Here is a 23,442-nt window from a genome sequence, read left to right as displayed (position 1 = left end):
GAACAGTTCACCTGCTCTCCATGTTCGACGCGTTGGTGCGCAAGGAACCGGCCATTGACTCTCGGGCGCGGCACCCCGATTCGGAGCCGCGTGGGGAGAATCGCTTCGTATAGGGGGGCACAGTGGTGTCCGCGCTCAAGGGTTCCGCCGGGGCGGAATCCGAAAGACCCGTGCCCAGGCAGCTGTCGGCCGCCCGGGGGCTCGGGGACCGGATCTTCCGGGTCCAGTTGACGGCCTCCGGCGTCATCGTCCTCGCCATCATGGCTGCCGTAGGGCTGTTCCTGCTCCTCCGGGCCGGACAGGCGCTGCGCACCAGAGGGGTCTGGGACTTCCTCACCACCGCCGAATGGCAGCCGGACGTACACCGCTTCGGCATCGCGGCCGTGCTCACCGGCACCCTGCTCATCGCCGCCGTGGCCGTCACGATCAGCGTGCCGCTGGCCCTCGGAACGGCCCTGTTCATCTCGGACATCGCGCCCCGCTCGCTGCGCCGCACGCTGGTCTCCATGGTCGACCTGATGGCCGCCGTGCCGTCCGTGGTCTACGGCCTGTGGGGCCTCTTCTTCCTCCAGCAGCATGTGATCGGGCTGTCCCGGTGGCTGTCGGACTGGCTCGGGTGGATCCCGTTCCTGCACGTCGACGGCACCCAGCCGGGCGAGCCGCTCGCCTCCCAGAGCGTCTACACCGCCTCCACCTTCGTGGCCGGCATCGTGGTGGCGCTGATGGTCGCGCCGATCCAGTGCTCGGTGATGCGCGAGGTGTTCGCGCAGGCGCCGGCCGGTGAACGGGAGGGCGCCTACGCGCTCGGCGCCACCCGCTGGGGCATGATCCGCGCGGTCGTGCTGCCGTACGGCATGGGCGGGATCATCGGCGGCACGATGCTGGGCCTGGGCCGCGCGCTCGGCGAGACCATCGCGGTCTACCTGATCATCTCCCCGGTCTTCACCATCCAGCCGCACATCCTGCAGACCGGCTCGAACTCCGTCTCCTCCCTCATCGCCCTGCACTACGGCGATGCCTCGACCTTCGGCATGTCGGCGCTGATGGCGGCGGGCCTGGCGCTGTTCCTGCTCACCCTGGCGGTTAACTTCACCGCCTCCTCGATCGTGGCGCGGTCACGGTCCGGCGCACAGAGCGAGGCGTGACGATGACCGTCGTAGACCTTGAGAAGGGCGCTCCCCAGGACGCCCCGCAGGACGCCTCGCAGGACGCCCCCGTGAACGCTGCCGCGAGGACCTCCCTCGCCGCGGACCCCGTCGCGCTCCCCGACGTGCCGCGCCGGATCGGCGGGGTCACCCGCTCCGGTGTGCTGTCGGTGTTCGGCGCCGCCGCCTCCGGGCTGTGCGTCACCGTCCTCCTCTTCGGCGAACTCGCGCCGTTCTCCGGCGCATTGGGGTTCTTCGTCACCGCCTACCTGTCTTTCCTAGGTATCTACGCGGTGTTGACAGGGCTTGAGGAGGACGGGCAGGCGGTACGGGACCGGGTGATGACCGTCGTCCTGTGGTCCGCGGGCGGCCTGATGTTCGCCGCGCTCACGATGGTCGTGGGCTTCACCGCGTGGCGCGGCCGGGAGGCCCTGCCGCACGCCAACTTCTTCACCCAGGACATGCAGGCGGCGGGCCCGCTCGACCCGCTGACCAACGGCGGCATCGCGCACGCCATGCTCGGCACGCTCATCATGATCGCCATCGCGCTGGCGATCACGGTCCCGCTGGGCCTGGCCTGCGCGGTGTACCTCAACCAGATACCGGGCCGCTTCTCCCGGTTCGTCCGCACGATCGTCGAGGCGATGACCGCGCTGCCGTCCATCGTGGCCGGCCTGATGGTCTACGCCGTCTGGATCCTCAACCTCGGCATGCAGAAGTCGGGCCTGGCGGCCGGCTTCGCGATCAGCGTGATGATGCTGCCGATCGTGATCCGCGCGGCGGACGTCGTGCTGCGTCTGGTCCCCGGCACCCTCACGGAGGCGTCCGAGGCGCTCGGCGCCCCGCGCTGGCGGACGGTCTGGCACGTGGTCCTGCCGACGGCCCGCTCGGGCCTCGCCACCGCCGTCATCCTCGGCACGGCCCGCGGCATCGGCGAGACCTCCCCGGTCCTGCTCACGGCGGGCTTCACGGCAGCGCTCAACGCCGACCCGACGAGCGGCCCGATGGTCTCCCTCCCGCTGGCCGTCTTCAACTTCGTCAAGTCCCCCGAGCCCACGATGATCGCGCGCGGCTTCGGCGCGGCGGCGGTCCTGATGGCGCTCGTCCTGGTCCTCTTCGTGATCGCCCGGGTGATCGGCGGCCGCGGCCCCGGCCACCAGAACAAGCGCCAGGCCCGCAGGGCGGCCCGAGCCTCCCGCCGGGACACGACGAGGTTCGCCGAACTCCACACGCCGGGGCTGCAGTTGTTCGAGACCGGTGAGCGTGACGACTCCGATGAGAGCAACGAACCCGGGGGCGCGGGGAACGGCGCGCCCGGCCCCGACGCACCCGCAGCCGAAAACGGCGAGCAGGCCCCCGAAGACAACGCACCCGCACCCGCCGACGGCGATTCCCGTGCGGGTGGGAACACAGACCCCGCTACAGGAGACAGTCACTGATGTCCAGCCAAGTCATCAACGCCCTCCGACGGCTGGGCATCCTGGCCGCACTCATAGGCATCCTCGGGACCATCGCCGGTACCCCGGCCGTCGCCGACAGCTACACGCCCATCGCCGGCGCCGGCTCCACCTGGGCCGAGAACGCCGTCGACGAATGGCGTCGCGCCGTCAACCAGTACGGCATGCGCATCAGCTACGCCGGCACCGGCTCCTCCGACGGCCGCCGCCAGTTCCTCTCCGGCACCGTCGACTTCGCCGTCTCCGACATCCCGTTCCAGACGAACCCCACCGACGGCAGCGCGGCCGAGCGGCCGGCCTCCGGGTCGTACGCCTACATGCCGATCGTGGCCGGCGGCACGGTGTTCATGTACCACCTCACCGTCAACGGCAAGCGGGTCAACAACCTCCGCCTCTCCGGCGACGTGGTCACCAAGATCTTCACCGGGGTCATCAAGACCTGGGACGACAAGGCGATCAAGGCCGACAACCCGGGCATCCAGCTGCCGCACCGCACCGTCGTCCCGGTGGTCCGCTCGGACGGCTCCGGCTCCACCGCCCAGTTCACGATGTGGATGGCGAACCAGCACAAGTCGCTGTGGAACGCGTACTGCGCGAAGGTCGGCCGGTCCGGTTCCTGTGGTCAGACCTCGTACTACCCCACCGTCTCCGGCATGATCGCCCAGTCCGGTGACCTCGGCGTCGCCGGTTACGTCGCCCAGAACTACGGCGAGGGCGCGATCGGCTACGTCAACTACTCATACGCCATCAACGCGCGGTATCCCGTCGCGAAGGTGCTGAACCACGCGGGTTACTACACCGAGCCGACCCCGTCGAACGTGGCGGTCTCGCTCCTCAAGGCGAAGATCAACACCAACAAGAACTCGGCGGACTACCTCACCCAGCAGCTCGACGGCGTCTACAACGACACCGACAAGCGCAACTACCCGCTGTCCAGCTACTCGTACATGATCCTGCCGCTGAAGGTGCAGGGCACCTTCACCAAGGAGAAGGGCAAGACGCTCGGCGCCTTCTCCTACTACTTCATGTGCCAGGGCCAGCAACAGGCGCCAAAACTCGGCTACTCGCCGCTGCCCATCAACCTCGTCCAGGCGGGCTTCGACCAGATCCGCCGGATCCCGGGCGTGCAGGCGCAGAACATCAACATCAAGAACTGCAACAACCCGACCTTCACCACCACCGGCCAGAACCGGCTCGCCCAGACCGCGCCCTACCCCGCGGCCTGCGACAAGAAGGGCGCCGCGCCCTGCACCACGGGCACCGGCGGCACCAAGACCAGCTCCGGCAACAACGGCAGTGGCACCTCCGGCGGCAGCGGCAGCACCGGTAGCGGCGGCGCGACCGGCACCGGCACCGACAGCGGCGGCTCCTCCGGCGGATCCAGCGCCCAGCCGTCGGTCGACCCCGACACCGGGCAGACCATCTCCCCGGACGGCACCGCTGCGGGCGGCTCCGGCGCCGGCGGGACCGCCGCCGGTGGCACCGTCGCCCTCGCTCAGCCGGTCGCAGTGGCCACCGCGCATGGCTGGACCGGAACCCAGACGCTGATGCTGCTGGCCGCGGTCCTGGTCTTCGGCCTGCTCCTGCTGCCCTCGTTGGTCTCCCGGCTGGTGGGCGACAAGGGCGACGGCAAGGGCAACGGCCCCTCGGACGACGGGAGTACCCGATGAGACGACGGATCAGAAACGCCCTCGTCCGGCTCCTCGCCGGCGCCACCGTCGGCGCCCTCGCCGGTCTCGCCGTGGCGCAGGCGGCCCCGTCCGCCACCGCGGCGAGCAGCGCCGGATCCGCCGTGACGGTGTCCGGGCGCGGTGAGTTCAAGGACATGAAGTTCACGGTCAGCCAGACCACACACCTCACCAGCCAGGCCATCTCGGTGAGCTGGACCGGCGGCACGCCGACCACCTTCGCGGGCTCGCAGTTCAACACCGACTTCGTGCAGATCATGCAGTGCTGGGGCGACGACGACGGCACGGTCCCGTCCAACCCCGGCCCGTCGCGTACCCAGTGCCAGTTCGGCGCCTCCCCCACCACGGACCGCGGCGGCTGGCCGGGCAACGGGACGGACGACACCCGGCAGATCTTCTACAGCGCCGACCCCACCAACTACGGCCAGGACGACCGGTACGGCGCCGCCAACCCGAACGCCCCCGGCGAGGTCCCCTTCAAGTCGGTGGACGGCACCACGATCACCAGAAACACCCAGAACAACCCGCTCTTCAACTACAACACCACCAACGAGGTCGACTTCGCCCGCACCAGCGCCGACGGCAAGGGCCAGGAGTACTTCGAGGTCCAGACCGCCAACGAGGCCCCGCACCTCGGCTGCGGCGTGCCCGTCACCACCGCCGGAGTCACCAAGCCCCGCTCCTGCTGGCTGGTGATCGTCCCGCAGGGCCGTCTCGACCTGGACGGCAAACCGTACGCGGACCAGAGCCACGTCAACGCGGGCTCCCCGGTCTCCTCGACCAACTGGAAGAACCGCGTCGCCGTCAAGCTGGACTTCAACAGCGTGGGCACCAACTGCGCCCTCGGCTCCGACGAGCGCCCGACCACGGGCAGCGAGCTGGCGGCCGACGCGATGACCAGCTGGCAGGCCACGCTGTGCTCGGAGGGCAAGGTCTACAGCTACACCGAGTACGGCGAGCCCAACACCCGGGCCCGGCTCATCTCGGACGGCTCCACCGGCCTCGCCTTCACCACCCGCAAACTCGGCGTCGACCAGGGCACCACCGCGCCATCGGGTACGACGACCTACGCACCCGTCGCGCTGAGCGGGGCCGTCATCGGGTTCACGATCGAACGCAGACCCAAATCCACGGCGCCGGACAGCGTCCAGAAACTCGCGGGCACCAAGGTCGAGTCGATCAAGCTCAATCCCCGTCTGCTCGCCAAGCTGCTGACCGAGTCGTACCGCAACTCGACCTGGGGTTCGGTGCTCAACAGCGGCGTGGCCAAGGGCTACGGCTGGGCGAAGAACAACCCGGCGGGCCTCGCGTCCGACCCCGAGTTCATCGCCCTGAACCCCGAGTTCGCCAATCTCTCGGTCGCCGAGACGCCGGCCACCGACACCGACCTGATGACCTCGCTGGGCCACACCGACACCGCCCGCGCGCTCTGGCAGTGGATCGTCGCCGACAAGGACGCCCGGCAGTTCCTCGCCGGTGTCCCCGACGACGACGGGATGCGGGTCAACCCGTACTACAGCACCAACGCGGACCTGAACCCCTCCGGCGCCGCCTTCGACCCGTCGAACACCGACGAGTACCCGAAGAACGATCCCTGGTGCACGGTCCCGCCCAACTCGGGCGCGCCCGACGACAAGAAGCAGTGCATGACCGACTTCCACCCCTACGTGGACGACATGCACGCCGGCGCCCTGCACACTCGGCGCGCGGACACGCTCTGGAAGTCCAGCTGGGACCCGCTGGCCAGCCCGCCGGCGTACAAGAGCGTAGGTCCGCAGACGGTCGGCTCGCGCTTCGTGATCACGGTTACGGACGCGGCCTCCGCCGCCCGCTACGGGCTGCAGACCGCCGAACTGGAGAACAGCTCGGGCAAGTTCGTCGCCCCGACCGCGGCGAGCCTGGCCGCGGCCGCCGCGACCGCCTCCGGCTCCGGAGTCGCCGAGATCACCCCGGCGAACGCCACGGCGAAGGACGCCTACCCGCTGGCCCAGCTGGTCTACGCGGCGGTACGCCCCGGCAAGGTGACCAAGGCGGCCCGCCAGGACTACGCGGCCCTGCTGCGCTACGCGGCGGCCGCCGGCCAGACCTCCGGCTCCGACCCGGGCAAGCTGCCCGTCGGCTACGCCCCGCTCTCCCAGAAGCTGCGCGCACAGGCCGTCAAGGCTGCCGACGCGCTGCTCCACTACACGGGCCCGAGCCCCGCCGACGACGGTTCGGCCGACGGCGGCGGCACGGACACCTCCGGTGGCGGCGCGCCCGGCACCGGAGGTGACACCGGAGGTACGGGCGCCGTCGGCGGCACGGGGACCGGGAGCGGTGACGCCAGCGCCTCGCCGAGTGCGTCGGCGTCGTTCGGCGGCGGCAAGGCGCTGGAGACGACCGCGGCCGGCAACACGCCTGCCGACCCGACGAATCCGCTGCGGTACGCCGTTCCGGCGGGGGCCGCGCTCGGGGCGATCGCCGGAGTGGGCGCACCCTTTGCCGGTGGCCGGCAGCTGTCGGTTGCTTCCGTGACGGCGGCCGTACGTCGTCTGCGGGTGCGTCGTGGCTGGTCGCGCCCACGCGGCGGAGCCGCAAATGAATAAGGTCCCGCGCCCCTGACGGGGCGCTCCACACGGGGCGTTGAAAGCCCCACGGAGCCCAGTGCTCCCCCACAGACGGCCGCCCGCCCCGAAAGGCAGTCGGGGCGGACGGCCCGTACCACCCTGCCAGATCCCTCTGGCAACACCCCAGCTAGCACTTGTCAGGAGACTCTCGATGCGCAGAATGCGCTCCTCGGCGGCGTTCGTCGCCGCGGCCGTGGTGGCCGGCGGTCTGGCCCTCGCCACCCCGGCGCTCGCCGACCCCACCCCCGCGGGCACCTTCCGCCAGCTGGTCGGCGTGGGCTCGGACACCACCCAGGACGTGGTCAACGCCCTGGCCGGCGACACCGTCAACGGCACCAGCTACTCCGCCACCGCCGTGAAGTCGGCGGACGGCGCCGGTATCGCCTCGTACGACGCGATCGAGCCCGGCACCGGCTCCACCACGTCCACCATCGTCACCCGCTCCGGCGGTACGGCGTTCACCCGCCCGAACGGCTCCGGCAACGGCCAGAAGGCGCTGTCCGCGTCGCTGACCGGCGACAAGTTCCCGGCCGGCACCGGCACCGTCATCAAGGGCCAGGTCGACTTCGCCCGCTCCTCCGGCGGCCCGTCCACCACCGGTACCGCGCTCACCTACGTCCCGATGGCCCGGGACGCGGTCGGTGTCGCGGTCAAGGGCTCGGCCCTGGACTCGCTGACCAAGCAGCAGCTGTTCGAGATCTACTCCGGCTCGCTCACCGAGCTGAACGGCCAGACCCTGCACCCGAAGATCCCGCAGGACGGCTCGGGCACCCGCAAGTTCTTCCTCGCGGCGATCGGCATGTCCACCACGCCGCTCGGGGCGAACGTCCAGGTCGTCCAGGAGAACCAGGCCAACGCGGCCCTCACCGAGGACGGCGCGCTCGTCCCGTTCTCCGTCGGCTCCTGGATCGCCCAGAACAACGGCGTCTCCCCCGACTACAGCAAGGCCGCGGCCGCCGCCGGCGGTCACCTGGCCTCCATCACGCTGCCCGGCGACACCGGTGCCACCAGCCCGGTCACCACGGTGAACGGCAAGCTGGCCCCGGTCCAGGCGTACTACGAGAACTCGACGTTCGGCCGCGACGTCTACAACGTCGTCCCGAGCCGGGCGATCGACCCGACCAGCGTCTTCTTCGACAAGGACCTGTACGACATCTTCGTCACCAGCGGCAGCCACACCGCCCAGCTGGCGTCGGACAGCGCCGAGAAGGTCATCTCGGCGTTCGGCTTCGTCAACGAGTCGTACAACGGCTCCATCAACCTGCAGGCCAAGCACGCCCAGCAGGGTGGCCTGGAGGGCCTCTCCTCCGCCAACACGGTGCCGGCGGCGGCCACCCTGAAGACCACCGTGGGCGACGCCAGCCTGAAGCTGTCCTGGACCGCCCCGGCCGCCACCCCGCTGCCGCTGACCGACTACCGGGTGACGCTGACCGACGCGGACGGCGCGGTCGTCGCCACCAAGGACGTCCCGGCCACCACCACGACGTACTCGTTCCCCGGTCTCGCCACCGGCACCTACACCGCCACGGTCACCGGCTACAACATCGTCGGCGCCGGAGCGGACGCCACCTGGAAGGGTGCGGTCAAGTACGCCAGCACCACCAAGGCCACCACCGCCACCACCGCCTACGGCAAGACCCCGAAGGTCTCCGTCACGGTCACCGACACGCACAGCGTGAAGCCGACCGGCAAGGTCACCGTCAAGGACGGCACCACCGTCCTCGGCACCGGCACCCTGGACTCGTCCGGCAAGGTCACCATCGGCCTGTCGAACCACCTCAAGGTCGCCACGCACTCCCTGTCGGTCTCCTACGCGGGCAGCTCCAGCCTGAACGCGTCCTCGACGACCGTCTCCCTGAAGATCACCAAGGCGACGGCGTCGGTCTCCACCTCCGCCCCGACCTCGGTGAGCCACACCGCCAAGGCCAAGGTCACCGTCAAGGTCACCGCGACCGGCACCACCCCGGGCGGCACCGTCCGCATCTACCAGGGCTCCAAGGTCATCGCGACCGGCACCCTGAGCAGCGGCAAGGTCACCATCACCCTGCCGAAGCTGGCCAAGGGCAAGCACACCCTGCACGCCTTCTACGTCGGCTCCTCGACCGTGAACTCGAAGACCGGCGCCAACTTCACCATCACCTCCAAGTGACCGTCTGACGGGCCCGCCGGGAGCCTCGTACGGCTCCCGGCGGCCCCTCACTCATTCTTCGAAGGAGGCGGGCCGCCATGACCGTCGCCGTACCGACACCGAAAACCCTGGCTCCGGCCGTGCCCCGCAGGCCCGTCCGCAGCCTCACCTTCGTCCGCCACCTCTCCCGCGGCGGACTGCTCAGCCTCGCCGCCTTGCTGCTCGGCATCACCGCCCAGCTGCTGGTGTTCAGCGGCGCCCAGGAAAACTCGGCCCAGCACGCCGACTTCGACCAGCTGCGCGAGCAACTCGCCCTCGGCACCGCCCCGGTGGCGCAGACCGGGCAGGACGGCAAGCTGCTGGCGCCCGGCACGCCGGTCGCGATCGTCGACATACCGAAGCTGGGCCTGAGCCAGGTCGTCCTGGAGGGCACCGACTCCTCCGTGATGACCGACGGCCCCGGTCACCGCCGGGACACCCCGATGCCCGGCCAGGCCGGCACCAGCGTGCTGATGGGCCGGGCGGCGGCGTACGGCGGCCCGTTCGGCAAGCTCTCCCAGCTCGCCACCGGTGACACGTTCTCCGTCACCACCGGCCAGGGCAAGGCGAAGTTCCAGGTCATCGACGTACGGCGGGCCGGCGACCCGGCGCCGACGGCGCTGGCCTCGGGCAAGAGCCGAATCGTCCTCATCACCGCGACGGGCCCGAAGTTCATGCCCTCGGGCGTGCTGCGCGTCGACGCCGACCTGGTCTCCACGTCGTTCCAGACCCCGTCGGCCGTGATCCGGGCCGGCACCCTGCCGAGCTCCGAGGAACCGCTGGCCCGCCCCTCCGGGGTGCCGTGGCCGCTGGTGATGTGGCTGCAGGCGCTGCTCCTGACCGCCGTGGCCGCCGTCTGGACCTGGCACCGCTGGGGCCGCCACCAGACGTGGATCGTCTTCGCCCCGGTCGTCGCGGTGCTCGGCCTCCAGGTCGCGACGCGGACCACCGAACTGCTGCCGAACCTGCTGTGACCGAGGTGAGTGAAGTGTCTGAAGCTACCCAAGCAACCGAAGTGACCGAAGTCCCTGAGCCATCTGAAACGACCGAGACTGCCGTGACTGCCGTGACTGCCGAGACCGTCGAGATGACCGACACCGCCGTACTCCCCACCGCGACCGCCGTGGTGGAAGGACCCGCCCCCGCCACGCTCGAAGCCCGTGCCGTCTCCGCCTGGTTCGGCTCCCACCAGGTGCTCAGCCAGGTGTCGCTGACCATGCCCTCGGGCGAGGTGACCGCGCTGATCGGCCCGTCCGGCTGCGGCAAGTCGACGTTCCTGCGCACCCTCAACCGGATGCACGAGCTGATCCCGTCGGCGCAGTTCGGCGGCGAGGTGCTCTTCGAGGGCGAGGACATCTACGACCCGTCCTGGCGGCTGACCGACGCGCGCCGCAGGATCGGCATGGTCTTCCAGAAGCCGAACCCGTTCCCGGCGATGTCGATCTACGACAACGTGGTGGCGGGCCTGAAGCTGACCGGCACGAAGGTGAACCGCCGGGAGAGGGACGTGCTGGTCGAGGAGTCCCTGACCCGCGCCGGCCTGTGGAAGGAGGTCCGCGACCGGCTCCGCCAGCCCGGCGGCGCCCTGTCCGGCGGGCAGCAGCAGCGCCTGTGCATCGCGCGGGCCCTGGCGGTCCGCCCCCGGGTCCTCCTCATGGACGAGCCGTGCTCGGCCCTGGACCCCACCTCCACCCGCCGCGTCGAGGAGACCATCCAGGACCTGGCCGGGCAGGTGACGATCGTCATCGTCACCCACAACATGCAGCAGGCGGCGCGTGTCTCCCAGCAGTGCGCGTTCTTCCTGGCGGAGCAGGGCACCCCGGGCGGCATCGTCGAGCACGGCGACACCGAGGCCGTCTTCAACTCCCCGCAGGACCAGCGCACCGCGGACTACGTGGCGGGCCGGTTCGGCTGAGCCCGCCGCGCGGGGTCAGCAGTACGGCGGCTGGTTGGTGAGCGAGGAGGCGACCCGCATCCAGACGCCGAACTGGCGGTAGAGGGCGGGCAGCGGACCACGGGCCTGGACGGTACGGCTGTCCACGGCCGTCACCCCTGGGATGCCGAGGAGGACGGCGGGGACGGAGGCGGACTGCCAGCGCACGGCGAGCGCCGACTCCCCCTCGGGCTCGGCGGGCCGCTTCGGCACGGGCGTCAGGGCCGTCACGACCGCCTCCTCGATCGCCCGGCGGGCCTCCTCCGCCGGGCGCAGCTCGGCGGCGAACCGGTCCCGCGCGTACTTCACGGGCACGGTGACCACCGATGCGTCCCAGGCCGTCATCTCGGCGCACGCCGCGTCGTCACCCGTGAGGGCCACGACCGGAACGCCGACGGCCGCGGCGGTGGCGTGCGCGAGCCCGACCTCTCCGACGGGCCTCCCGTCCAGCCAGATGTCCTCGATCTCGTGGCCCATGAAGCTGTGACTGAGCACACCGAGGGCACCGGCCCGGGAGTGATAGCCGACACATATCGCCGCGTCGTACTCCGCCGTGAGCCCCTCCAGCATCAACATCTTCTTCGGCTTGCCGCGCACCAGGCGGGCGACGGGGTGCAGGTGCTCGGGGAGCAAATTCCGCATCGGTCCGTGGGCGTCGTTGACCAGCACCTCCGTGGCGCCGGCGGCCACCGCCCCGCGTACCGCCGCGTTCACGTCCTCGGCCATCATCGACCGGCCGCGTTCGTAGTCCCGGCCGCCGGGCTGCACATCGTCCCGGTCGACGAGCCCGGTGATGCCTTCCATGTCCACGCTGATGTAAATACGCACGTCCTGAGGCTATCCGGACCCTACGTATTGTAGGTTCCCCATCGGCCACGGCGGCTCGTCAGCTCACGGGGGTACTCATGCAGGGCACGGACACACAGGAGGCGCGGCGCGGCCTCGCCCCCACGGTGGCGGTGCTGGTGGCGAGCCTGCTGGTCGCGGCGGTGGGCGTGTACGAGCTGTCCGGCTTCGGTCTGCAGGCCCTCGACCGGCGCCCGCACCTGTTCAGCGACGGGCTGGCGACCGGCGGGGTGATCGTGGCCGCGGTGGCGGCCGGGGCGGCGATCGGCAACCTGGCGTGGATGCTGGCGGCCCGGCGGCGGGTGGAGCGGGAACGGGCGCGAGCGCAGGCTCCGGTGGGTCCGTAAGAGGCGGTACGCCCTTTCACACCGTATTCCGTACCGAGGCGGACCCCTCCCTCGTCCCCCACAGTTACCTTACAGAATGTAGGGTCAGCCCTCCGTCAACCCGCTCCCCGTCCCCAAGGTGACCGGTCCCCATGCCCGCACAGCTGTCGACCCTGATCCCGCCCCGCGTCTCCGCCGCCCTGCGCGCCCCCACCGGCGCCTCCGGCGGCGCACTGCGCAGGCGGGCCGCCGACTTCACCGTCTGGTACCTGCGCGCGATCGCCGTGCTGAACATAGTGGCGGTGATGTCGCTCCCCTTCCGCCAGGAGGTCGACGAGCACAACAACGGCCGCATCACCCTGCACCTGCACCGGCAGCACGCGCACCACAGCGGCCAGTTCTTCACCCCGTACCTGGCCACGGCGGGCCTGGTCTCGGCCGCCCTCGCCATCTTCTTCGTCCTGGTGATGCGCCGCCGCAAGCGCGCGGCCTGGGTGGTCAACCTGCTCCTGTCCGCCCCGCTCTTCGCCCTCTACGTCCTCGCCCTCACCCAGCACGAGTACCGCGCCCACGCCTTCAACTGGGTCTCGGCGGCCCTCACCGGCCTCTTCGTGGCCGCGCTGCTCATCAGCCGCCGGGAGTTCAACGCGGTGGGCGACCCGTCCAACCCGAAGACGGCGCTGGCGGTCGGGGCCGCCGGCGTCCTGGTGACCGGCGGCCTGGGCACGCTCCTCGTCCACGCCACGAACAAGATCCCGGACGCCACCCTCCCCGACGAGATCGCCTACACCCTCCTGCGGGGCGTCAGTGTCGGCCCGCTCGCCGACCACGTCACCGCGGTGCACGCCCCGCGCTGGGCCGACATCGTCATCAACATCCTCCTCGCCGCCGCCTTCTGCCTGGTCCTCTACGCCGGCTTCCGCTCCCCGCGCGGCCGCCGCCTGCTCAGCCCCGAGGACGAGTCCCGGCTGCGCGGCCTGCTGGACAGGCACGGCGCCCGCGACTCCCTCGGCTACTTCGCGCTGCGCCGCGACAAGATGGCGATCTTCTCCCCCACCGGCAAGTCGGCGGTCACCTACCGCGTCGTCGGCGGTGTGAGCCTCGCCTCGGGCGACCCGATCGGCGACCCGGAGGCCTGGCCCGGCGCGATCGACGCATGGCTGACGGAGGCGCGGCAGCACGCCTGGACGCCCGCCGTCATGGGCGCGAGCGAGGAGGCGGGCACCGTCTACGCCCGGCACGGCCTGGACGCCCTGGAACTGGGCGACGAGGCGCTCGTCGACATCGCCGACTTCACCCTGGAGGGCCGCGCGATGCGCGTGGTCCGCCAGGCCCACAACCGGGTCCGCCGCGCCGGCTACACGGTCCGCATCCGCCGTCACGAGGACATCCCCGCGGACGAGATGGCCTCGCTCATCGACCGGGCCGACCACTGGCGCGACGGCGCCACGGAACGCGGCTTCTCCATGGCCCTCGGCCGCCTGGGCGACCCGGCGGACGGCCGCTGCGTGATGCTGGAGTGCCGGGACGCGAACGACACCCCCCGCGCCCTTCTCAGCTTCGTCCCCTGGGGCGAGCAGGGCCTCTCCCTGGACCTGATGCGCCGCGACCGCGACTCCGAGAACGGCCTGATGGAGTTCATGGTCGTCGAACTCCTCCTCCGCGCCACCGAGCTGAACGTCGACCGCGTCTCCCTCAACTTCGCCATGTTCCGCTCGGTCTTCGAACGCGGCTCCCGCCTCGGCGCGGGCCCGGTCCTGCGCCTCTGGCACGCGACCCTGACCTTCTTCTCCCGCTGGTGGCAGATCGAGTCCCTGTACCGCGCGAACGCCAAGTACCGCCCGGTCTGGGAGCCCCGCTACATCCTCTTCACGAAGAGCAGCGACCTGCCGAGGATCGGTCTGGCGAGCGCACGGGCGGAGGGGTTCCTGACGGTGCCTTGGGGATCCTGACCGAACCCACACCATCAAGGATGGCCATGCACTCCGGGTACCGATCCCACAAGGCGATCAGCCCGACGCCACCACTTCCCAAACCCCCATTATGTCGATGAAGTCGGAAGTCCTGACCAGAAGGTTCGGCGATCCCGGCCCGGCGGACAGGATCCCGTCAACGATGCGACGAGCCTCGACCGAACCGAGTCCACCCGAGACGGGCCAGACATGCGCACCGTGGCCAGCATCTCCGAATTCCCCGGAAAGGACCGCGCCGTCCGCGTCAGGAAGCACCCAGAGGGCGAAGATCCTGTCGTCGAGAACAGCGGTCTCCGGCCGCTCCGCGAACAACCTGAAATACCAGCAGGTAACCTCGCCTCGGCGCCGCAGAATTCCTTCGACCGGCCCATCGCGCCAATCAATGATGATCAGGACATCGGGCTGACCGAGCCCCTCCATCAAATGCTCGCTCAATTTACCGCCGCCCAAAAACGACGTTGAATGATCTTTGTATTGCAGAATTCACTGGATTTGGCAGCACCAAGGCGTGATGCGTCAGATTGTTCCGCGCCGGAGTGAAGATCAGATAAAAGCCTGCCGCTTCTATCGGCTCCTTCGCCGCTATCGACGCGCCCTCGGACGGGCCGTCCACCGCCAGCACCGAAACTCCGCGCCCAAATGACTTGGGGTCCTCTTCGACCTTCTACGCCTGAGCTGAAAGCCGTCTGATGCTTTCCTTGCTGGCTCCAAGTCTCACAAAGCTCTGATCAGCAGACTCGATCCAAAACATCCAAGTCACCTTCGATGGAGACCACCACAATCCACGCTCGATCCTCTGCGAGGAAGTAGTGATGCTCCGGCACCCCAAGAAGTGCAGCCGTAACCGAAGCGGCCTCACCCCCAGTAAAACGCACACCGTAGGGCGAAAGCCCGTCTCCCACATGCTCGACTACAGAGCCTGGCCTGATTCGTGCACAGATTTCCCTGGATGCACTCGCTGCGAGCAGCTGCTCATCGTCGATTCTCCAATGCTTATGCCCCCCACTCACGCGACGCCAATCGATCTTCCCTCCCGCGAAAGGGAAATGGAGCTCCAGCCAATCGAATACGTCTGACGCGCTCGCTTTCCTCAGAGCAGCTAGAGGCGGCACGGAAAATACCTCTTCTTCCCAATAATCACCAGACAAACCATTCCTCCATTAACCGCATCCGTGCAGACCCTGAAGCTTCGTCACGGTCGCCTCAGTGGCATTGAACTGGAAATGCGGACCCTTCTCCTTGCCTGCCCACACGTTGATGTGAGCCCCACTTCGATCATCGAATTCGATCCGGAATCCCGCCTTGCCGTCAGCCGTCTGCATACCGATGGGCTTGCCTTTGATCGTCCCGAACTTGCCCAGCGTCACTTTTTCAGCTTTGAATCCGCGAGAACTCAGCCAATCCAGAGCCTGATTCCGCGCCTGGTTGAAGTCATCGGTGACAGGCTCGCCGCCGTCATTGTGCACCAATACTGGCGTAGCCCCAGCCAGCACATAGTACGTGTGGAGCTGTGCGACGGTGAGGTTGTAGCGGTTGCCTGCGCCGGGCGTCTTGTGGACTGTGGCGACGTAGGTCTTGTGACCGTCCGCGGTGGCGAGGGCGTCGTGGGGCTTGAGGGCGGAGGCCGGTTTCCACGTGTGGTCGGTCTCGTCCCAGAACGGGTGTTTCGATGTGGTGTGGATGGTCGCCGTGCGGCCGTCCTGGGTGTGGACGGTCACGTCGACCAGGTCGTTGTCGAGGTTGCGGTGGAGGGCGGTGACCTTGCGGGTGCCGCGGTGCTCGCCGGTGCCGGGGTCGGCGGCCTCGACCTCGTCACCCCGCTTCACCTCACCGATCGGCTTGGTCTTCCCGTCTGCCATCAGAACCGGCGTGTCGGCGCGGAAGCTGCACTGGCCAGCCGTGCCGTCAGTGCCGTCCGTGCTGTCCGTGCCGCCCTGGCACACCGACCCCAGGACCGCGTCGCCGAGACCGCAGGCCACGGCGCCGGTGACCATGTCGAGGAGGTTGCCGCTCGCCGAGCAGCTGAATCCGAGCAGACCGCCGACACAGAATCCGCCGCCGCCGTCCCCGGCACCCGGTGGCAGTCCGCCGCCGCGGACGCCCGCTATACAGCTGTTCGTACTGGAACCCTGGCTGCCGCAGGTGGCGTTGTCGTCGGCGGCGGCCGTGATGGTGGGGGCGGTCGGTTTGCTGGGGGCGGTGTCGGCGATCCGGATCGGGTGATCGAGGTCGATCATCGGCTGACGTTCGGTGGTCCAGCGGTGGCGTGTGGGGCTGCGCCACCAGCGGTAGGCGTGGGTGCCGTTGTCGTAGTACGTCCACTGCTGGGTGGTGGTGTAGCTGTAGTAGTCGGTGCGCGTGTAGAGGTAGCCGTCTTCGAGCCACTTGTTGGTGGTCTGCCAGCTGGTGGTACTGGTGTGCTGCTTGGTGCCGGTGACGACCGGCTTGGTGGGGTGCGACGGCTGCGGCGGCACCGTGGTGGTCGGGGGCGGCGGTACCGCCGGCGTACGGATGGCGGACGGGTCGAAGGTCGCGGTCCCGGTGACGGCGTCGTAGAGGATGGCGGACGCAGCGACGACCACCACGACGCCGCCGACCACGAGGAGCACCTCGCCGGCGCCCACGGTGGCGGCGGCCCCGGCCACTACCTCCACGCCCTCGGCGGCGGCCCCGGCCACCGCCTCCGCGCCCTCGGCGGCGGCACCCGCCGCCTCGGAGCCGTAGTTCCGGACCATGGACCAGAACTCGTCGTTGACCTGGGACTGGGTCCAGTTCTCCACCCCACGGGCGAGGGCCGTGAGCGACATGTGCCCGTCGGGGTCGAGGCGGCTGGTGGGGTTGGCGTTCGCGTACAGGTAGTCGTTGGTGGAGGTCGCATCGGTGACCGGGACCGAGGCGGTGTCCGCCGAGGCGAAGGTGCCGCTGCCCGGGTCGTACCAGCGGGACTCGGCGGAGACCCGGCCGGTGGTCGAGTCGGTCCAGCTGCCCTGGAAGCCGACGGTCATGGTCGCCGCGTTGGACTGGGCGATGACCTTGCCGAAGGGGTCGTAGGCGCGGGAGGCGAACACGTCGCCGAAGGTCGTGTCCAGCGAGGCCACGACGTTGCCGTGCACGTCCTGGACCAGGGGCATGGCGGTGCCGCCGGCCGGCTTGCCGGACAGTAGGGTGCCGTCCGCGGCGCGGGCGTAGGTCCAGCTGCCGTCGCTGTCCGGCTCCTTCGACAGCCCGCCGTAGCCGAGTTGACGGGTGGTCGTGCCATCGGAGACCGACAGGAGACGGTCCAGGCTGTCGTAGGAGTAGGTGTGCTGTCCGTCGCCGACCAGGCGGTCGAAGGAGTCGAAGACCGATGCCGCGCTCGACGTCGAGCCGCTCGCCGTGGCCGTGGTGGTCTTGGCCAGGGTGCCGCGCGCCGTCCAGTCGTAGCTGGTGGTGTCGCCGCCGGAGACGGCAGTGCGGGTGAGGCGGTTGCGCTCGTCGTACTGCGCCGACGTGGTCTGGCCGGTGGGGGTGTGCGCGGTGCCCGACCACGGGGTGGTCCAGGTGCGGTTGCCGACCGCGTCCCAGGTGTAGTCGGTGCCGGTCGGGGTGGCACCGTCGGTCGAGGAGCGGACGAGGCGGTTGTCCTCGTCGTAGTCGTAGCTGGTGGTGCCCGCGGCGATGTAGCGGCCGGTACGGGTGGCGGTCTTCAGGTTGCCGTTCTTGTCCCAGGTGTAGGAGAGCGTGCTCTTCTGGTCCTGGAAGGGGGCATCGGGGGTGATGGTCTCGGAGGTGAGGCGGCCGAGGTCGTCGTAGGTGAGGTCCTGGGCGGGGTAGTAGGTGCCCTCGCCCGGCACACTGCCGGTGATCTTCTTGACCTGGCCGGCCGTGTCCCGGTTGTAGGACACGCTGGCGCCGGTCAGTCCGTCGTAGACGCTGCCGACGTCCTCCAGACCGCTGTAGCCGTAGGACACCGTGGTCGCCGGGTCCTGCTGGTAGGTGAGCCGGCCGAGCGAGTCGTACCGGTAGGCCGAGGTGCCCAGCGGGCCGCTACTGCCGGTGAGCAGGTCACGGTCGTCGTAGGTGAAGGTCTGAGTGCCGCCGGGGGTGCCGATCGAGGTCGGCCGGTCGTCCAGGTCGTAGCCGAAGGACCGCGTCACCGTGCCGCCGGTGCCGCCCGTGCCGGTCTGGCCGGTGTTCCGGTAGTAGGTGTCGTAGGTGTACGACGTTGAGACGCCGCCGGGTTCGGTCACCTTGGTGAGGCGGCCGCCGACGCCAGAGCTGTGCTCGTAGCTCCAGGTGCGGTCGGCGGCGGCCGGCTGGGCACTGGTGGCGGGTTCCACCCGGGTCTGGAGCCAGCCCCCGATGTTGTACGTCTGGTACGTGGTGTGCTGGTCGGCGTCGGTGACGCGGGTGGCGTCGCCGAGCGCGTCGTAGCCGATGGTGGTGACCGGGTTGGCGGCGACCGTGCCGTCGGCGGCGGTCGGGGCCGGGTCGGTCAGCGTGGTGAGCCGATTGCCGGCGTCGTAACTCGCCTGCCAGACGTTCCTGTTGGGGTCCTTGACGGCCGTGACGTTGCCCGCCGGGTCCACGGTGTAGTCGGTGCGCGCCACCTCGTTGCCGTCGGGGCCCTTGGCGATGACCGCGGTGCGGCGGCCGGCCAGGTCGTAGTCGGTCTCGGTGGAGCGCTGCAGCGGGTCGGTGACCAGCGTGAGCCGGCCCGCGACGTCGTGCAGGTAGTTCGTGGTGCCCCGGCCGGTCTCGGACTCGGAGCTGAGCTCGCCCGCGGCGTTGTAGCCGGAGCGGGACTCGAAGACCTTGCCGTCGATCGTCTGCCAGCTGTGCGTCGGCTCGCCGAAGTCGCCGTAGCGGTACTGCGTGATGTCCTGGTCGGGCGTGGCGGTGCCATTGCGGACGACGTCGTCCACGGTCTGCCGGCGGTCCATGTCGTCGTAGGTGCTCAGCGTCTGCGCGCCGGTGAAGGAGATGGCCGACAGCAGGTTGGAGTTGTCGTCGTAGGTGTAGGTGGCGGGGGTGCCGTCGGCCTTGTTCGTGTCCCGGTTCCAGCGGGTCGCGGTGTGCACCCGGTTGCGGGCGTCGTAGGTGTAGTCGGTGCGGCCGGAGTCGGTGCTCGTGTCGGACAGCACGTTCCCGGCGTGGTCGTAGGTGCGGTGGTCCGACGAGCCGTCGATGCGGTGGATGTCGGTCAGTTCGCCGCGTCTGTCGTAGGCGAAACTTGAGTTGCCGCCCTTGGGATTGCGCATGCCTGTCGTCTCGCCGAAGGCGTCGTAGCCGTACTGCGTGACGGGCCTGGACATGGTCGCCCCCGCACCGGACCCGTCCTCGACCGGCACCGCGGGTCCGGTCACCGTCGAGGTGCGGCCCATCGCGTCGTACGTGTACGACGTGGTGTTCTGGCGCGGGTCGGTGACCGTGAGGACGCGGCCGAAGGCGTCGCGGGTGTACTTGGTGACGAGGTCGGCGGTGGCGTCGTTGTGGACCACCGACTGGGCCATGGCGCCGGTCACCGGGTCGTAGGACTGGCTGGTGGACTCGGTGCGGGTGGCGTCGGAGACCGTGGTGCCGGTCTGCAGGCCCGCCTTGTCGTAGCTGTAGGCGGTGGTGCGGTTCAGGCCGACCGGGTCGACGGTCGTCGAGGTGCGCTCGTTGGCGTCGTCGTAGCCGTACGTCGTCGTACGGGCGTCGCTGCCGCCGCCCTCGATGTCCTGGACCAGGTTGCCGGCTAGGTCGTAGGTGTAGGAGTGCAGCGGGACGTCCCGAGTGGAGTCCGGGTTGTCCGGGTCGGCGTGCGCGATGTACGTCTCGGACTTCAGCAGGTCGTCGTGGGTGTAGGTGTACGACACGACGTGGCCCTTGGCATCCCAGAAGTCCGCGAGGCGGCCCGCGTTGTCGTAGTCGTAGGCCTTCAGGCGCACGCTGCGGGTGGCGGCGCCGCTCTGGCCGGGCGTGTCCGAGTAGGCGGGGATGGCGACGGAGTTGAGCAGGCCGCGCGAGTCGTAGGTGTAGTGGTAGTGGATGTTGTTGGCGTCCCAGGAGTCCGCGACGTGGCCGACCCCGTCGTAGAGCTGGTGGGACAGGACGTACGACTCGGGCCCGCTGCCCTGGTCGTTCTCGGTGGTGGTGCTGGTGAGGCGGTCCCGGGCGTCGTAGGCGTAGCTCTCGTAGCGCGTGACGTCGGGTTCCTCGGGCAGGCCGAGGGAGTCGACGCGGGAGGTGGAGGCGAGGTTGCCGTCCGCGTCGTAGGTGTTGAGGACCTTCAGCTGGTCGTTCCAGCCGCCCCCCGCGACAATGGGGTCGGACACCGGGTCCCCGACAGCGGACAGCACCCGCCCGTGGGTGTCGTACGTGTACGAGGTCGTGTAGCCGGAGCCGCCCGGGGTGTCGGAGACGACCTGGCGGGTCATCATGCCGTGTGTGTCGAAGTAGCTGTTGACCGCGCCGCCGGTGGGCAGCTGTTGCAGGGTGCGGTCGCCGAAGCGGTCGTAGCCGTAGCGGGTGACGTGCCCGTCCGGGTCGGTTACGGTGGCCAGCAGGCCGCAGGGCTGGACGCTGCCGGCCGGCGCCGACGGGTCGTTGACCACCGGCGGCTGGGTGCCGGAGTCGCAGGTGTAGCCGTAGGTGGTCGTCGCGCCGTTGGGTGCCGCCTTGGTCGGCGGGGTGGTGCGGGTCTTCAGGCGCTCGCCGCTGTAGGTCATGGTGACGGTGTGGTGGTTGCCGTCGGCGACGGAGAGCGTGTTGGCGTACGGCGTCGAGTCGTACTCGTAGTGCGTGTTGACGATGGTGCCGGTGGTGTCCCGGTTACGGTTCTGGTCCTGGAGCCGCCCGGTGATGCTGTCCCAGTGGTACTCGGTGATGTTGTCGTTCTCGTCCGTCAGGGCGGCGACCCGTCCGATGTCGTCGTACTGCCAGCTGCGGGTGTTGCCGTGGGTGGGCGTGGTCCCGCCGGTCCACCGGGAGAGCAGGCTGCCGTGGGCGTCGAACTCGTAGTAGACGTCGACGCCGGTCGGGTCGGTGGTATGGATGACGTCCGAGGCGTTCGTGTCGCCGCTCGGCGGATTGATACGCCGGTAGAACCAGGTGTCCCAGCCGCCGCTCACCAGGTCCGAGGGGTAGGCGATGGTGTAGAGGCGGTCGCCGCTGTATGTCAGCTTGGTGACGGCGGCCGTGTTGGGGCGGGTGATCTGGGTCAGCCGGGGCACCGTGTGGGAGGAGTCGGTGGAGCCGTAGGCGTAGCCGGTGCAGCGGGGGGTCGGCTCGGCGTCGCAGACCTGGGTGAGCTGGTTGCCGGTGTAGGTGTACTTCCAGGTGTTCCAGCGCTCGCCGGAGGCCAGGCCCGCCGACACCGCGGTGACATGGCTGCCTGTCCAGGTCAGGAAGATCGACCGCTGGGAGGGGCCCTCGTCGATCTCCGTGATGTGGCCGCCGCTGACGCCGAAGTACAGCTGACTGCCGTCGGGGGCGTAGAACCGCTTCACGGGCTGGTGGCCGCCGGTCGGCGAGAACTCGGCCGACGAGCCGTCCTTGAACCGCAGCCAGGGCACGCCGGTGTCGTGCTCCACCTCGTACTTCACCGAGTCGCCCTCGCCGTACGACGGTGCCCAGCTGCCGTCCGGGTTCTTGCCGAACTGGATCTGCTTGCCGTCCTTGAAGGAGGCCCGCACCCAGCCCTCGGAGGTGGGATCGATCGCCATGTCCAGGATCGAGGACCAGCCGGTGCCGAAGGCGCCGTTGACGGTGTTGACGGAGTTGTAGACGCGCTCGACGGCCAGCGGCTGCGCCCCGTCCGGGACCGGGACGCTGAGGTCGGTCGCGTCTTGGGTGTAGTTGCCCGCGAAGAGGTTCACCCCGGCCGGGTCGAGAGTGGCCGGGTCCACCCCGTAGTGGGAACCGTTGGAGGCGGCCGGTGTGACCACAGGGGTGAAGGGACTCGTCGGCGACCAGAGCCCGGTGAGGGAGTCCCTGGCCCGTGCCCGCCAGAAATAGGTGGTGTTCCACTTGAGCCACCCCGGCGGCACCGTCCACAGGGCGGCCGCTTCGAAACCGTCACCCATGGTGACGTCCTGCCAGCCGGAGTCGTGGCAGCCCTTGGTTGCCGCCTGGTCCTCGCACACCACGAACTCGGACTGCACCGGCTGGGTCTTGTCCGCCGCGAGAACGAACTCCAACTGCGGGGTGAGCGTGGCAACGGTCTCGCCCCACCGTGGGTAGACCAGGTTGCCGCCGCTCGGCGCGGAGTGAGGGACGTTAAACGCGTAGGCCGTGCTCGCCGGGACGCCGTGGGTGGAGAACCAGTTGTCGGAGGCGTCGGTGTTCAGTCTGGCGTCCCAGGCGATGCTGAACGTGCCCGCCGGCAGCTTCTCCACATTGGCCAGGACCCGGACCGACTGGCCTCGGGCCACGGCCACGGTGATCTGGGTGCCGTAGCCGTTGCAGTCGTAGGCGCTCTGGTCCCCCCGGTACAGGTGGTAGCTCAGAGTGACGGAGTTGGCCGCCCAGTCCTTGGTCGAGGTGTTCTTGACGGTGACCCACATGGCGCCGTTGACGTCGTATGCGGGCCGCACCGCGAAGGGCTGTTCGGGGGCGTAAGTGGCGCGGTAGGGGGTGGGGTCCGGGGGCACGGGGCCTTCGTTGAGGCACGCGTTGGTCGTCGTCGTGCTCAAGGTGCTCCGGCGCGCCGACGGACTCCGGCTGCCGGTCGGCCCCTTCAGATAGGGGGGCCGCTTGGGCAGCGGGTGGGTGGCGCGCAGGGCGGCGAGCTTCCGCTGGGCCGCGCGGTCGGCCGGGGACGCCGGGATGCGGACCGGTGCGTGCCGGGTCTTCTGGGCCTTTTCGGCGGCGTCGAAGCGGGCCAGCGCCTTGTGCCAGGCGTCTCCCGGCTTGCCCCGGCTCTGAGTCGGCCGGTTCGGGTCGGGCTTGGCCGGCGCGGAGACCGCGCCGGGCGGCAGGGGCTTGGATACCACCGCCGACGCACCGGCGTGCCCCACGTTCGGGCCCAGCAGGCCGGTGAGCAGTGCGAGCGCGAGAACGAAGACGAGCCGGACCCGTACGGCGGCAGGGCGCACGATTCCCCCAGGTGGTGTGGACCTTGGGAGAGCAGATCATTCGTGTTCATGCCAATCTGGCCAGAGTTGGTGAACAGCAGGAAAACAGACTTTCAACAGACTCTGCTCAGTCCTTGCACAGGATCTCCGGATCGGGGGCATCTGTATCCGTCCAGACGTCCCTTACGGGGGGCGGCGCACCAGGGCCGTCCCGGCGAGGTGACGCGGTCGCGGGGGGCCAGGGCGAGCACGGCGGTCGTCGC

12 protein-coding genes are annotated in these 23,442 nt (G+C 69.8%); 9 read left to right on the top strand and 3 right to left on the bottom strand.

The genetic code is table 11. The features are described from left to right. Nucleotides 1-170 precede the first annotated feature (170 nt). The 7 genes from pstC to pstB all read left to right on the top strand — a co-directional run bounded on the left by pstC (nt 171) and on the right by pstB (nt 10,978). Nucleotides 171-1,145, top strand: a complete 975-nt coding sequence (gene pstC / locus ABT137_RS15865; RefSeq protein WP_351708534.1) for a phosphate ABC transporter permease subunit PstC — start codon at nt 171-173, stop codon at nt 1,143-1,145. 2 nt (nt 1,146-1,147) lie between these two features. Next, nucleotides 1,148-2,584: a phosphate ABC transporter permease PstA gene (gene pstA / locus ABT137_RS15860; protein WP_351708531.1), complete on the top strand. Its 1,437-nt coding sequence runs from the start codon at nt 1,148-1,150 to the stop codon at nt 2,582-2,584. Beyond that, the gene (locus tag ABT137_RS15855) at nt 2,584-4,272 is read left to right on the top strand and encodes a substrate-binding domain-containing protein (protein WP_351708529.1); all 1,689 of its coding nucleotides are present in this window, start codon (nt 2,584-2,586) and stop codon (nt 4,270-4,272) included. The genes pstA and ABT137_RS15855 overlap by 1 nt, the downstream gene beginning before the upstream one ends. After that, the gene (locus tag ABT137_RS15850) at nt 4,269-6,875 is read left to right on the top strand and encodes a hypothetical protein (RefSeq protein WP_351708526.1); all 2,607 of its coding nucleotides are present in this window, start codon (nt 4,269-4,271) and stop codon (nt 6,873-6,875) included. The genes ABT137_RS15855 and ABT137_RS15850 overlap by 4 nt, the downstream gene beginning before the upstream one ends. A gap of 172 nt (nt 6,876-7,047) precedes the next feature. Next, nucleotides 7,048-9,045 carry an Ig-like domain repeat protein gene (locus ABT137_RS15845; RefSeq protein ID WP_351708523.1) on the top strand — a complete coding sequence of 666 codons (1,998 nt, stop codon included), beginning with the start codon at nt 7,048-7,050 and terminating at the stop codon, nt 9,043-9,045. Nucleotides 9,046-9,122: 77 nt separating this feature from the next. Further along, nucleotides 9,123-10,037: a sortase gene (locus tag ABT137_RS15840; protein ID WP_351708520.1), complete on the top strand. Its 915-nt coding sequence runs from the start codon at nt 9,123-9,125 to the stop codon at nt 10,035-10,037. Nucleotides 10,038-10,150: 113 nt separating this feature from the next. Next, the gene (pstB, locus tag ABT137_RS15835) at nt 10,151-10,978 is read left to right on the top strand and encodes a phosphate ABC transporter ATP-binding protein PstB (protein WP_351709211.1); all 828 of its coding nucleotides are present in this window, start codon (nt 10,151-10,153) and stop codon (nt 10,976-10,978) included. A 15-nt stretch (nt 10,979-10,993) separates the two neighbouring features. Here pstB and ABT137_RS15830 read toward each other — a convergent pair whose 3' ends face one another. Continuing rightward, nucleotides 10,994-11,824, bottom strand: a complete 831-nt coding sequence (locus ABT137_RS15830) for a M55 family metallopeptidase (RefSeq protein WP_351708517.1) — start codon at nt 11,822-11,824, stop codon at nt 10,994-10,996. Nucleotides 11,825-11,901: 77 nt separating this feature from the next. Here ABT137_RS15830 and ABT137_RS15825 point away from each other — a divergent pair, with 77 nt between their 5' ends. Beyond that, nucleotides 11,902-12,189, top strand: a complete 288-nt coding sequence (locus tag ABT137_RS15825; RefSeq protein ID WP_089099678.1) for a hypothetical protein — start codon at nt 11,902-11,904, stop codon at nt 12,187-12,189. Between the two features lie 131 nt (nt 12,190-12,320). Further along, a complete protein-coding gene (locus ABT137_RS15820; protein ID WP_351708513.1) occupies nt 12,321-14,120 on the top strand; it encodes a phosphatidylglycerol lysyltransferase domain-containing protein in 1,800 nt (599 codons plus the stop codon). 57 nt (nt 14,121-14,177) lie between these two features. On the opposite strand, the gene ABT137_RS15815 is transcribed toward ABT137_RS15820, so the two are convergent. After that, nucleotides 14,178-14,576, bottom strand: a complete 399-nt coding sequence (locus tag ABT137_RS15815) for a hypothetical protein (protein ID WP_351708510.1) — start codon at nt 14,574-14,576, stop codon at nt 14,178-14,180. Between the two features lie 725 nt (nt 14,577-15,301). Next, entirely contained in the window at nt 15,302-23,200 is a 7,899-nt protein-coding gene (locus ABT137_RS15810) for an RHS repeat-associated core domain-containing protein (RefSeq protein WP_351708507.1), read from the bottom strand. Nucleotides 23,201-23,442 lie beyond the last annotated feature (242 nt).

This window comes from Streptomyces sp. NPDC001980 (genome assembly GCF_040296885.1).
Taxonomy (GTDB): Bacteria; Actinomycetota; Actinomycetes; order Streptomycetales; family Streptomycetaceae; genus Streptomyces.
Note: the sequence above shows the minus strand (reverse complement) of the source record. Positions and strands in the feature narration are given on the sequence as shown.

Coding starts and splice junctions, on each gene's coding strand:
- ABT137_RS15855 (WP_351708529.1), top strand. CDS start 2,584: ATGTCCAGCCAAGTCATCAACGCCCTCCGACGGCTGGGCATCCTGGCC.
- ABT137_RS15845 (WP_351708523.1), top strand. CDS start 7,048: ATGCGCAGAATGCGCTCCTCGGCGGCGTTCGTCGCCGCGGCCGTGGTG.
- pstB (WP_351709211.1), top strand. CDS start 10,151: ATGACCGACACCGCCGTACTCCCCACCGCGACCGCCGTGGTGGAAGGA.
- pstA (WP_351708531.1), top strand. CDS start 1,148: ATGACCGTCGTAGACCTTGAGAAGGGCGCTCCCCAGGACGCCCCGCAG.
- ABT137_RS15825 (WP_089099678.1), top strand. CDS start 11,902: ATGCAGGGCACGGACACACAGGAGGCGCGGCGCGGCCTCGCCCCCACG.
- ABT137_RS15840 (WP_351708520.1), top strand. CDS start 9,123: ATGACCGTCGCCGTACCGACACCGAAAACCCTGGCTCCGGCCGTGCCC.
- ABT137_RS15820 (WP_351708513.1), top strand. CDS start 12,321: ATGCCCGCACAGCTGTCGACCCTGATCCCGCCCCGCGTCTCCGCCGCC.
- ABT137_RS15850 (WP_351708526.1), top strand. CDS start 4,269: ATGAGACGACGGATCAGAAACGCCCTCGTCCGGCTCCTCGCCGGCGCC.